Annotated in this window: 12 protein-coding genes; 9 read left to right on the top strand and 3 right to left on the bottom strand. The window is 62.8% G+C overall.

Annotated elements, in window-relative coordinates; all coding sequences use genetic code 11:
* Positions 1-99: 99 nt before the first annotated feature.
* Entirely contained in the window at positions 100-876 is a 777-nt protein-coding gene (locus tag AC3WVQ_RS13185) for a 3-hydroxybutyrate dehydrogenase (RefSeq protein WP_089045040.1), read from the bottom strand.
* 254 nt (positions 877-1,130) lie between these two features.
* Between AC3WVQ_RS13185 and glpK the strand changes: the two genes are divergently transcribed.
* Complete coding sequence (gene glpK, locus AC3WVQ_RS13180; RefSeq protein WP_110819315.1) at positions 1,131-2,618, top strand: glycerol kinase GlpK; 1,488 nt, start codon at positions 1,131-1,133, stop codon at positions 2,616-2,618.
* 70 nt (positions 2,619-2,688) lie between these two features.
* Here glpK and AC3WVQ_RS13175 read toward each other — a convergent pair whose 3' ends face one another.
* Positions 2,689-3,177: a RidA family protein gene (locus AC3WVQ_RS13175; protein WP_060581693.1), complete on the bottom strand. Its 489-nt coding sequence runs from the start codon at positions 3,175-3,177 to the stop codon at positions 2,689-2,691.
* Positions 3,178-3,373: 196 nt separating this feature from the next.
* Here AC3WVQ_RS13175 and AC3WVQ_RS13170 point away from each other — a divergent pair, with 196 nt between their 5' ends.
* From AC3WVQ_RS13170 to sbmA, 5 genes are all read left to right on the top strand, one after another.
* Entirely contained in the window at positions 3,374-4,069 is a 696-nt protein-coding gene (locus AC3WVQ_RS13170) for a TetR/AcrR family transcriptional regulator C-terminal domain-containing protein (protein WP_090298382.1), read from the top strand.
* A gap of 106 nt (positions 4,070-4,175) precedes the next feature.
* Entirely contained in the window at positions 4,176-5,234 is a 1,059-nt protein-coding gene (locus AC3WVQ_RS13165) for an LLM class flavin-dependent oxidoreductase (RefSeq protein ID WP_090298384.1), read from the top strand.
* Positions 5,235-5,331: 97 nt separating this feature from the next.
* Positions 5,332-6,081, top strand: a complete 750-nt coding sequence (map, locus tag AC3WVQ_RS13160; protein WP_034788960.1) for a type I methionyl aminopeptidase — start codon at positions 5,332-5,334, stop codon at positions 6,079-6,081.
* Positions 6,082-6,299: 218 nt separating this feature from the next.
* Positions 6,300-7,499, top strand: a complete 1,200-nt coding sequence (locus tag AC3WVQ_RS13155) for an MFS transporter (RefSeq protein ID WP_181432615.1) — start codon at positions 6,300-6,302, stop codon at positions 7,497-7,499.
* A 154-nt stretch (positions 7,500-7,653) separates the two neighbouring features.
* Positions 7,654-8,913 carry a peptide antibiotic transporter SbmA gene (gene sbmA / locus AC3WVQ_RS13150; RefSeq protein WP_060581794.1) on the top strand — a complete coding sequence of 420 codons (1,260 nt, stop codon included), beginning with the start codon at positions 7,654-7,656 and terminating at the stop codon, positions 8,911-8,913.
* 21 nt (positions 8,914-8,934) lie between these two features.
* Here sbmA and AC3WVQ_RS13145 read toward each other — a convergent pair whose 3' ends face one another.
* Positions 8,935-9,942, bottom strand: a complete 1,008-nt coding sequence (locus AC3WVQ_RS13145) for a polysaccharide deacetylase family protein (protein ID WP_034789068.1) — start codon at positions 9,940-9,942, stop codon at positions 8,935-8,937.
* Between AC3WVQ_RS13145 and AC3WVQ_RS13140 the strand changes: the two genes are divergently transcribed.
* The 3 genes from AC3WVQ_RS13140 to AC3WVQ_RS13130 all read left to right on the top strand — a co-directional run bounded on the left by AC3WVQ_RS13140 (position 9,941) and on the right by AC3WVQ_RS13130 (position 11,707).
* Positions 9,941-10,132: a hypothetical protein gene (locus AC3WVQ_RS13140; protein WP_060609314.1), complete on the top strand. Its 192-nt coding sequence runs from the start codon at positions 9,941-9,943 to the stop codon at positions 10,130-10,132. The genes AC3WVQ_RS13145 and AC3WVQ_RS13140 overlap by 2 nt on opposite strands.
* A gap of 33 nt (positions 10,133-10,165) precedes the next feature.
* Complete coding sequence (locus tag AC3WVQ_RS13135; RefSeq protein WP_060518793.1) at positions 10,166-10,753, top strand: NnrU family protein; 588 nt, start codon at positions 10,166-10,168, stop codon at positions 10,751-10,753.
* 285 nt (positions 10,754-11,038) lie between these two features.
* Positions 11,039-11,707, top strand: coding sequence for a tetratricopeptide repeat protein (locus tag AC3WVQ_RS13130; RefSeq protein WP_034788954.1), 669 nt, complete (start codon positions 11,039-11,041; stop codon positions 11,705-11,707).
* Positions 11,708-11,930 lie beyond the last annotated feature (223 nt).

The following is an 11,930-nucleotide window of genomic DNA, read 5'->3' as shown; positions in this document are numbered from 1 at the left end:
ATGCAGAAAAGCAAAGGGCTGAGCGGACTTTTGCACGCCATGCGGGCAGCGCGGGGGGCACCCGGTCCGCGCTGCCGTCCACTTGACGGATGTCGGCCGTTACTGCGCCGTCCAACCGCCGTCCATCGACACATGGGTGCCGGTGATCTGTGCCGCGTCGTCGCCGGCGAGATAGACGGCAAGGGCTGCGACCTGTTCGACGGTGATGAACTTCTTCGTCGGCTGCCCCTTCAGCATCACGTCGTTGATCACTTGCTGCTCGGTGATGCCGCGGGTGCGGGCTTGATCGGGGATCTGCTTTTCGACGAGCGGCGTCAGCACGTAGCCCGGGCAGATCGAGTTCGCGGTGATGCCGCTTTCGGCCACTTCGAGCGCCACGGTCTTCGTCAGGCCGAGCACGCCGTGCTTCGCCGCCACATAGGCCGCCTTGAAGGGCGAGGCGACGAGGCCATGGGCCGAGGCGATGTTGATGATGCGGCCCCAGCCTTTCGCCTTCATGCCGGGAATAGCGGCGCGGATCGTGTGGAAGGACGAGGAGAGGTTGATCGCGATGATGCGGTCCCATTGCTCGATCGGGAAATCCTCGACCTTCTCGACATATTGGATACCGGCATTGTTGACGAGGATATCGACGCCGCCGAAGCGGGTCGTCGCCGTGGCGATCAGATCGGCGATCTCGGCTGGCTTCGTCATGTCGGCAGCATGATAGACGACCGTTCCTGTCGTCAGCGCGCTGACGTCGTCCGTCGCCTTCTTGATTTCGTCCGGGCTACCGAAGCCGTTCAGCACGATATTGGCGCCACCCTTGGCGAAGGCCTTGGCGATCGCAAGCCCGATGCCGCTCGTCGAACCGGTGATGACCGCTGTTTTCGTCATTGCTGCTCTCTCCCTTTGTGGCGCCGCGCACTGCTTTGTTGCGGCGCAACAGCGCCAGCCTACGCGGAAAACGCCGGCGCTGACAATTGTGTTTTTGGGTTGCGGACCGCAGAGTTGAGGAGGGGAATGGCGAAGTCGACGGTTGCGTTTTGTTTTCGTTTGACATTCGTTTTGCCATCGTATTGAAGTTTTCGAAATGAGATCCCGCCTTCAAGGCCGGGTGAACAAACATGCGTGTGGCCGGGGAGGGGCATATGGGCGGATACATTCTCGCGATCGATCAGGGTACGACCTCGAGCCGGGCGATCATCTTCGACGGTCAGCAGCAGATCGCCGGGGCCAGCCACAAGGAATTCAAGCAGTATTTTCCGAAATCCGGGTGGGTCGAACACGATCCCGAGGAAATCTGGCAGACGGTGCTTTCGACGGTTGAGGACGCTATCGCCAAGGCCGGCATCAAGGCCGGCGACCTTTCGGCGATCGGCATCACCAACCAGCGCGAAACCGTCGTCGTCTGGGATAGCAAGACCGGCAATCCCATTCACAACGCGATTGTCTGGCAGGACCGTCGCACCGCCTCCTATTGTGATCGGCTGAAGAAGCAGGGGCTGGAAAAGACCTTCACCCGGAAGACGGGCCTGCTGCTCGATCCCTATTTCTCCGGCACCAAGCTCAACTGGCTGCTGACCAACATCGACAGGGCGCAGGCCCGCGCCGCCAAGGGCGAACTCTGCTTCGGCACCATCGATACCTTCCTCATCTGGCGGCTGACCGGCGGCAAATCCTTCGTGACCGACGCGACCAACGCCTCGCGCACGCTGCTCTATAACATCGCCGAAAATGCCTGGGACGATGAGCTTCTGAAGATCCTCAAGGTGCCGCGCGCCATGCTGCCCGAGGTCAAGGATTGCGCCGCCGATTTCGGCGTTACCGATACCGCACTTTTCGGCGCGGCGATCCCGATCCTCGGCGTTGCCGGCGACCAGCAGGCGGCGACCATCGGCCAGGCCTGCTTCAAGCCGGGCATGTTGAAATCCACCTATGGCACCGGCTGCTTCGCACTGCTCAACACCGGCAAGGACATGGTGCGTTCGAAGAACCGGTTGCTCACCACCATTGCCTACAAGCTTGATGGCGAAACCACTTATGCGCTCGAAGGCTCGATCTTCGTCGCGGGTGCTGCGGTGCAATGGCTGCGCGACGGGCTGAAGGTGATCAAGGCTGCGCCCGATACCGGGACGCTTGCCGCAAGCGCCGATCCGACGCAGGACGTCTATCTCGTGCCGGCCTTCACCGGGCTCGGCGCGCCGCATTGGGATCCGGACGCGCGCGGCGCGATCTTCGGCATGACCCGCAACACCGGTCCGGCGGAGTTTGCCCGCGCGGCACTCGAAGCCGTCTGTTACCAGACGCGCGACTTGCTTGAGGCGATGCACAAGGACTGGCGCAACAACGGCAAGGAGACGGTTCTGCGCGTCGACGGCGGCATGGTTGCCTCCGACTGGACGATGCAGCGGCTTTCCGACCTGCTCGACGCGCCGGTCGATCGGCCCGTCATCCTGGAAACGACCGCGCTCGGCGTCGCCTGGCTTGCCGGCAGCCGCGCCGGCGTCTGGCCGAAGCAGGAAGACTTTGCCAAGTCCTGGGCACGCGACCGCCGCTTCGAGCCCGCCATGGACGAAAAGATGCGTAAGGCCAAGTTCAAGGGTTGGCGCAACGCGGTCAAAAGGACGCTGAGCTAAGAGCCGGGCGAGCGGCGATTTTCGCCGCGCGTCCGTTTCTCCCGACCATTCTCTGCCTTCCGGGCCGCCGTCAGTCGATGACAGCGACCGCTTCCACCTCGAACAGCATGCCGTCGACCGCCAGCTTGGGCACGGGTACCAGTGTCTGCGCCGGCAGCGTCGCGCCGAACATTTCCTTGACGCTGCCGGTCAGGACCTCGAGCTTGGACATGTCGTGGTCGACCACGAAGATGGTGAGCTTGGCGACCTGGTCCGGCCTTGCGCCGAGCCCCTCGAGCGCTGCGCCCAGATTGGCATAAGCCTGCTTGACCTGAACCGCGAAGTCGGGAGACAGGCCGCCGGTGCTATCCTGGCCGCCCTGTCCTGAAATGTAGGCCACCCGTGCCCCGGCAGGCACGATCACCGCGGTGCTATAGCCATGCGGCGTCGGGTCGTAGAGGTTCTTGGGGTTGACGATCGTCAGCTTGGCCGCCTGCTCGCTCGCGGTCGCCGCTGTGGAAACGCCCGTGGTCATGATGATGAGTCCTCCGATCATGAGATGTCTGATTGTGCGTGACATGGTGTTCTCTCGTCTCCGAGGCCCGCGCGCGATGCCGCTTGCAGGCCTGCAGGTTTGACCTTTCGCCGTCGCTCTTGCTATTGACTCGTACGGCGTACGATTCATTTACATCGTACGCCGTACGAGTCAATCGTTCAGGATCGACATCCGGCGCGTTGTCGGCGTAAATCGACACTCCAATCAGCAAGGAAGACGCATGGCGGCGAAAGGGAACGGCGGGCAGGGCAAACGCTCCCAGCGGATAGAGTCGGCAGCCCAGGCCGGGAAGAAGCCGGGCGGCGAGCCGTCCCTGTCTCTGGAGCGCATCGTGGCGACTGCGGTCGAATTGCTGGACGCCGAGGGTATCGACGGCTTGAAGATGCGCCGTCTCGCCGACCGTCTCGGTGCGGGCGTCATGAGCCTCTATTGGCATGTCGCCAACAAGGAGGAGGTCTTTGACCTGGCGCTCGATGCGGTGTTTGCCTATCGCGCGCCCCCGCAAAGGATCGAGCCCGAGGACTGGCGCAGGGATGTGGTTCACATGCTCGAAGACTGGCGCGGAATCATGCTGCGCCATCCCTGGTCGGCGTCGCTGCTGCCGCGCCGGGCGCTCGGCGCGAATGTACTCGGCCGCCTGGAAACCATGAGCGAGGTGCTGTCGAGAGCCGGCGTTGCCGACGCGGACATGAATGTCGCGATCTGGTCGCTCTGGAACTACGTGCTCGGCGCCACCGTCACCCGGGCGAGCTTCGCGCTTTCGCACGCCGACCAGGCAGCCGGACAGAAGCGCCTCTCGGCGCTCAGCGAACGCTATCCGACGATCGAGCGCACGCGCCTGCTCCTGGACAGCGATTGGGATGGCACGTTCCGGAAGGGCCTCGATGTCCTGCTTGACGGTCTACCGAGAGGGTAAGGTCTCGTTCGTATGCATCCGGGAAACACAGCGTTTCCCGGATGCGCATTTGCTGCTCATGTGTGCGCCAACTATCTGTTGTGCAAACAGAAAAAGGACAGATCTCATGGAACTCGGGCTTTACACATTTGCGGATGTCGATCCGAACGCGGATCACAAAGGCAGGGAGGGCCAGCGTCGCCTCAAGAACCTTCTCGAGGAAATCGAGCTTGCAGATCAGGTTGGCCTCGATGTTTTCGGGCTCGGCGAACACCATCGGCCTGACTACGCGGCCTCCGCGCCGGCGGTCATCCTCGCGGCCGCAGCGGCAAAAACGAAGAATATCCGGCTGACCAGTGCCGTCACGGTGTTGAGCTCGGACGATCCCGTACGCGTCTTCCAGCAATTCTCGACCCTTGATCTGATCTCGGGCGGCCGCGCCGAGATCATGGCCGGTCGCGGGTCGTTCATCGAATCCTTCCCGCTCTTCGGCCAGTCGCTCGATGACTACGACCAGCTCTTTGCCGAAAAGCTCGACCTCCTGATGGCGCTGCGCGAAAGCGAAAAGGTCTCGTGGGCCGGCGAGATGCGGCCGGCGATCCATGATCGCGGCGTCTATCCGCGGCCGCTGCAGGAGGTGCTGCCGCTCTGGATCGCCGTTGGCGGCACGCCGCAATCGGTAGCGCGCGCGGGCGCGCTCGGCCTGCCGGTGGCGCTTGCGATCATCGGCGGCGAGCCACGCCGGTTTGCGCCGCTCTTCGACCTCTACCGCGAGGCCGCGCGCCGCGCCGGTCAGGATCCGGCAAACCTGAAAACCAGCATCAACGTGCACGGCTTCATCGCCGATACGACCGATCTTGCCGCCGACCAGTTCTACGGGCCGCAGGCGGAAGTGATGAACCGCATCGGCCGCGAGCGCGGCTGGGGACCGACGAACCGGGCGCATTTCGACCAGGCGCGCAGCCCCTCCGGCAACCTCTTCCTCGGTGATCCGGAAACGGTGGCCGAGAAGATCGTCGAGAACTGGAAGCTGTTCCGTAACGATCGCTTCCTGCTGCAGATGGCGATCGGTCCGATGCCGCACGACCAGATCATGCGCGGCATCGAGCTCTACGGCACCAAGGTGGCGCCGCTGGTGCGCAAGGCCGTGGCGGAAGAAAAGGCAGCGGCACCCGCTATCGCCTGAGTGTCGAGGGTCGGGGGCGGTCACCCCCGGCCGTTCCGCTGCGTGCTGGCATAACGCGTCATGACACGCTACATGTGAGCGCGAAAGCGAGATACGGATGACCCTCAACAACGAAGAAGACCTGCTGCGGCTGAAGGAAATCGGCCGCATCTGCGCCAATGCCCTGCAGACGATGGGCGAGGCGCTCGAGCCCGGCATTACCACTGCGGAACTCGATGCGATCGGCCGCAAGGTACTGGAAGAGGCCGGCGCACGCTCGGCGCCCGAACTCTGCTACCAGTTTCCTGGTGCCACATGCATCAGCGTCAACGAGGAAATCGCCCACGGCATTCCCGGCAACCGCGTGATCAAGGCCGGCGATCTCGTCAACATCGACGTCTCGGCCGAAAAGGACGGCATCTTTGCCGATACCGGCGCCTCGTTCCCGGTACCGCCGGTCACCGCCGCGATCGACCGGCTTTGCCGCGATGGCAAGCGGGCCATGTGGGTCGGTCTGAAGCAGGTGCGCCCCGACCAGCCGCTGGCTGCCATCGGCAACGCGATTGGCGACTTCGCCCGCAAGAACCGCTATTCGCTTGTCACCAATCTCGCCAGCCACGGCATCGGCCGCTCGCTGCATGAGGAGCCGACCGAGATCGCCACCTGGCCGGACCCGCGCGAGCGTCGCCGGATGACCGACGGCATGGTCTTCACCGTCGAGCCCTTCCTGTCGATGGGCGCGCAATGGGCCGAGGGCGGCAACGACGACTGGACGCTCTACAGCGACCCGCGCGCGCCGACGGTGCAGTATGAGCACACAGTTGTCGTCACCCGCGGCGGGCCGCTGGTGGTGACACTACCGGGCTGAATGAACCAGGGATACGGCGGCGGCCTGCAGCCTCCGTCGTCCTCCAGACGATTTTTTGCTCCATCGCCGCGGTGCATGATCTGCCGCCGTGATGTGGTGCATCTCACCTTTCCGGTGATTGGTCTAAGCCATTGAAATCGGTGATCGTTCGATTTCTTCAATAGATCCTTCAATTATTGTCGTTTGTCGTCCGTCGTGTTGCGGCGCAATAAAATGATATGACCACGCTCGACCGACCGCTGCAGACCAACATCTCCGCCACCGCGACTGCCGGCGCCATCGCCATGGCCGTCGCCATGGGCTTCGGACGCTTCTCCTATACGCCGATCCTGCCGGCGATGATGGTGGATCTCGGCCTGTCGCCGGGTGATGCCGGGCTCATCGCCTCGGCCAATTTCGTCGGCTATCTCGCCGGCGCCATTCTTGCGGCCTATGGCTGGGCCCATGGGCACGAGCGGCGGATCGGTCTGCTGTCGCTCGTCGCCACGACGGCTCTGCTGGCGGCCATGGGCCTCTCGTCCTCCGTCGTCGTGCTGGCGCTGATCCGTTTCCTCGCCGGCCTTGCCAGCGCCTTTGCGATGATCTTCATCTCCGGCATCGTGCTCGGCCATGGCGTGCTCGCGCGCTCGGAACACGTGCCGGCCGTTCACTTTGGCGGCGTCGGCCTCGGTATCGCGTTTTCATCGCTTTGCGTCTGGGCGAACCCGATCGCGGGTCACGCCGGCCTGACGACCTCCATGGGCGACTGGTTTACCGGCGCGCTGGTCGGATTGGTCGGGACGATCGTCGTTACCGCACTTCTTCCCGGCGTTCCGTCGTCCGGTTCTGGTCCGGTGCGCGAAAGGCCGCTGCGCTGGACGCGGCCGCTGACCGTAGTGACGTTCACCTATGCGCTCTTCGGCTTCGGCTATGTGATCACCGCCACGTTCCTCGTCACCATGGCGCGTGATCCGAGCGGCGGCCACAGCATCGAGTTTCTCGCCTGGCTGCTGACGGGGCTTGCCGCAGCGCTCTCCGTCTATCTCTGGCGCTTTGCCGTGCCGCGCTTCGGCCTTGCCGGCGTCTATGCAATCGGGCTGCTCGTCGAGGCGGTCGGGCTGGTGCTGACGGTCAGCCTGCCTTTGCCCTATGCGCCGCTTGCCGGCGGCCTGATGCTCGGCGCAACCTTCATGATGATCACTGCCTATGGCCTGCAGATCGGGCGGAAGCTGGCGCCCGAGAGCCCGCGCAAGGCGCTTGCTTTGATGACGGCTGCTTTCGGTATTGGGCAAATCGTCGGTCCGCTGGTCGCCGGCTGGCTTGCGGAGCGCACCGGCAGCTTCACCGCACCAACCTTGATCGCGGCTGCCGTTCTTTTCCTGTGCGGTGGGGTCATTGTCGTCGAGTTGAAGCGGATTTCACAGGCATTGAGGGCCTGAGCAGCGGCGAAAAAAGACCCTCCGGCACCGGCGCTCGCCTGGATGAAATAACAGTAACGTTTACATTACCCGATTGTTGACGACGGCGCTTTGCCCTAGTTTCGGCGCTTCGGGAGGCGAGTTGTTCGTCTCCACCGAAACGAGAGTGCCGCACTTGTTCCTATCCTTCTTTCCGAAGCCGAAGCTCTTCTTCATTTCCTTTGTCGTCTGGTCGCTGGTTGCCATCGCCTTCTGGTATGGGGAAGGCGAGCAACTGGGCGCAGTCTTCGGCATGCCGCCTTTGCCGTCCGACGCGCCGCCGATCGTCGGCATTTCCGCCTTCTGGTCTCCGGCCTTCCTCTGGTTCTACATCTATTTCGCGCTGGTCACGGGGTTATTTGCGGCGTTCTGGTACGTCTACTCACCGCATCGCTGGCAGAATTGGTCGATCCTCGGATCCGCCCTCATTCTGTTCGTCACCTATTTTCAGGTGCAGGTCAGCGTCGCCATCAACAACTGGTATGGGCCGTTCTGGGACCTGATCCAGGCGGCGGTTTCCAAGTCAAAGGTCGTCACCGCGGAAGAGTTCTACGGCGAAATCGCCACCTTCCTCGCGATCGCGCTCGTCGCCGTCGCCGTGGCCGTCATGACGCGCTTCTTCGTTAGCCACTATATCTTCCGGTGGCGCACCGCGATGAACGAGTACTACATGGCCCATTGGGGCAAGCTGCGCCATATCGAAGGTGCCTCGCAGCGTGTGCAGGAAGACACGATGCGCTTTTCCACGACCGTGGAAGGTCTCGGCGTCAGCCTGATCGACAGCGTGATGACGCTGATCGCGTTTACGCCGGTGTTGATCCGGCTGTCCGCAAACGTCACCGAACTGCCGATCGTCGGCGCCATTCCCTATCCGCTGGTCACCGCCGCGGTGCTCTGGTCGCTGTTCGGCACCGTGTTCCTGGCTGTCGTCGGCATCAAATTGCCGGGGCTTGAGTTCCGCAACCAGCGCGTCGAGGCGGCCTACCGCAAGGAACTGGTCTATGGCGAAGATCACGCCGATCGCGCCCAGCCGCCAACCGTTGCCGACCTTTTCGAGAACGTGCGCCGCAACTATTTCCGGCTGTACTTCCACTATCTCTATTTCAACATCGCCCGCATCTTCTACCTGCAGATCAACAACATCTTTTCGCTGCTGATCCTGGCGCCGTCGATTATCGCCGGTAAGATCACGCTTGGCGCGCTGAACCAAATCTCCGGCGCCTTCGGCCAGGTCACCTCGTCGTTCCAGTATCTGGTTTCTTCCTGGCCGACGATCGTCGAGCTCCTGTCGATCTACAAGCGCCTGCGCGCGTTCGAGGCGACGATCGACGAAGAGCCGCTACCGCATATCGATCAGAAGTTCATCGAGGTCGGTGGTGAAGAGGAACTGGCCTGAGCTTGGCCGAACGCATAGCAATCAGAAGGCGGTTCGACCCGCCTTCTTTTTTGCCTGCTCGATCAGCGGCAGCGCCTGGGCATAGCTGACGCATGCGACGTCGGGCTTGCCGCAGACTTCGCCCAGCAGCCGATCGAGCGCGCGCCAGTAGGCGCCGCCGTTCATTTCGACGAAATGGAAGCCGAGCTGCAGTGGGATGCGGTCGCCCGCATATTCCCGGTCGAAGGCTTTCCTGTAGGCCTCGTAGGTGCGCTCCTCGAAGCGGGCGCTGTCCTTCTTGTTCTCCACACCCATGGAGTGGCGGACGAAGAGATTGTAGTCCATGCCGATGACAGGGCGCTGCGACGGCCCTTCGGGGATCAGCGGCAGTCCGAAACGCGGCAGGCCATCCTTTGTCGTCGGCCAGCCCGGACCCTTGGTCACCAGGCTTGCGTCATAGGTGAAGTTGTCCGCCTTGAGTGCCGGCAGCAGGCCGTCGCTCAGCGACAGATAGGGCGCGCGGAATCCCTTGATCCCGGTTGCGGCGAATTCGGCCCAGCCGGCCGGCTCGGCCTCGGGCTTGTCCGCCTTCTTCCAGGCGTCCTTGAGCGCCGCGTTGAAGGTCGAAAACTCGCTTTGCCAGTCGGCTTTGCTCCAGCCCTTGCCGTCGAAGTGGCCGCAGGCGTGGCTGGCGATGTCGTGGCCGTCGAGATGGGCCTGCCAGATGTGGCCGACGCGGGCCGCGATCTCTTCACGGCTCTGCGCGAAGCCGACATTCGAGCGGCCTGCCTTCTGGCCCGGCGGCTTGTAGAGCGTCTTGCCGTCCGCCCGGGTCATCAGAAAGGTGCAGGAGAGGAAATAGGTGAAATGCGCACCGGTGCGCTTGGCCATCGCCAGGCTTTTTTCCCATAGCGCGTTGTCATGCGCGCCGTCGAACGAGACGATCACCAACTGCCTGTCACCGGCGGGCGCGGTGGCCGGCGACGCCGGCTCGGCCCTGGCAAGAGCGGGAAGAAGGGCGAGCGAGAGGGCAAGCGGAATACGGATCATGATCAACTGCACTGTTTTGGTTTTGTCGCAAATGGTTCGAAAATGCGGCAATCCTTTGATCGGTCTGGAAAAAACGCGCTATCAAGGCTACTCCATAGCAACCTGGGCGGAATCGGTCCGGGAACCGAATACACTGGAAATCAACACGCTTCAGCGGCCAGCTCCCGTCTTTTCCGACGAGCGGCGCTGAGTTTGCCCGATACTCGAACAAAGCGGTGGCCCCATGGCGATACTCGTTCTCGGCATCATTCTTTTTCTCGGCCTGCATCTCATCCGCGTCGTCGCGCCCGGTTTCCGCGCCGGCGTCATCGAGCGCCGCGGCAAGGGCACCTGGATGGGGATCTATGCAATCCTCAGCCTCATCGGCCTCTGTCTGATCATCTATGGCTTCGGCCAGGCCCGCAGCGAAACGGGCATGCTCTACGATCCGCCCGTATTCATGCGCCACATCGCGCTGCTTCTGATGCTTTTTGCCTTCATCTTCCTTGCTGCCGGCTTCCTTCCGGCCGGGCGCATCGCGGTTGCGGTCAAGCATCCTCAGGTGCTTTCGATCAAGGTCTGGGCGCTGGCGCATCTGCTCGCCAACGGCGAGACGTCCTCCGTCCTGCTGTTCGGCTCGTTTCTCGCCTGGGCGGTGATCCTGCGTATCTCGCTGAAACGCCGCGAGCGGGCAGGCGAACGCGTACTGCCGGTGTTCAAATCGGCCTCCAACGACGTGCTCGCCATCATCATCGGCCTCGTCGCCTACGTGCTCTTCGTCTGGAAGCTGCACGAATGGTTGATCGGCGTTGCACCGGTCGTCATGGGCTGATGCAATTTCCAGCAAAAGTGCACCGCGGTTTTGCGTCCGGAATTGCAGTAACAGAAAATTTAGAGCGACGGAGTCGGCCTCGTGTCGGCCATAGGCGCTCTAAATCGCGTCGGCCCCCTTACAAGCGCCGCAAAATCGGGTAGAAGGCGCAAAATCCATGAGAGTGCGGCGGGTGCGGCAAGGACCCCTCGTGCATGCTCGAACAGTTTGAGAGTGTCCGTTTCGCCGATCGTCATATGACCGTTGGCGCGACGGGCCAGTGTGCAGGCAAGGCCGGGGCAATAGATGGCGAACCAAGACGACAGCTTTATCCGCGAGGTCAATGAGGAACTGCGTTCCGACCAGATGAAGAGCATCTGGGCCCGCTTCGGCGGCGTCATCGTGGCCATCGCCGTGCTTATCGTACTCGGCACCATCGGCAAGGTCGGCTTCGATTACTGGCAGGATGGCGCCTCCTCGAAGTCGGGCGATGCGTTCCTGCAGGCGTTGAACCTCGCCAAGGAAAACAAGACAGACGAGGCGCTCGCCGCCTTGAACACGCTGGAGAAGGACGGCTACGGCGCCTATCCGGTGCTGGCGCGTCTGCGCGCTGCCACGCTGCAGGCGCAGAAGGGCGAGACAGAGGCGGCTGCCAAGGCCTTCTCCGCTATCGGCAAGGACAGCAGCGTCCCGGCAGCTATCCAGGAGGCAGCGCGTCTGCGTGCAGCCTACCTGCTCGTCGATACCGGCGGTTACGACCAGGTTTCGGCCGAGGTCGAGCAGCTTGCTACGCCGCAGAACAACATGCGCCACTCGGCGCGTGAAGCCCTTGGTCTCGCTGCCTACAAGTCCGGCGACTACGCCAAGGCGAAGACCTGGTTCCAGCAGATCGTCGACGATGCGCAGAGCCCGCGCAACGTCACCGGTCGCGCCCAGATGCTGCTCGACGTGATCGCCGCGAGCGGCAAGGCCTAAGACGACAGCCCATCCCCACGGGAAGGCACGGGGTGCAAGACCCTTTCGAATCAGCGCATGATCCCAATGTCGGTCTCGACCTTGGGATTGTGCGCTAAAGCGTTTAAAGCAGTTTCAGCAAAAGTGCTTAAGCGGTTTTGCGTTCGGGATTGCCGAGTACAATCGGAACAGTTCCTGCTGGGACTGTCGCTGCCGATGCGGCAGAAAACGAATTTATGAGCGC

Source organism: Ensifer sp. EB106-05-01-XG146, assembly GCF_058791875.1.
Note: the sequence above shows the minus strand (reverse complement) of the source record. Positions and strands in the feature narration are given on the sequence as shown.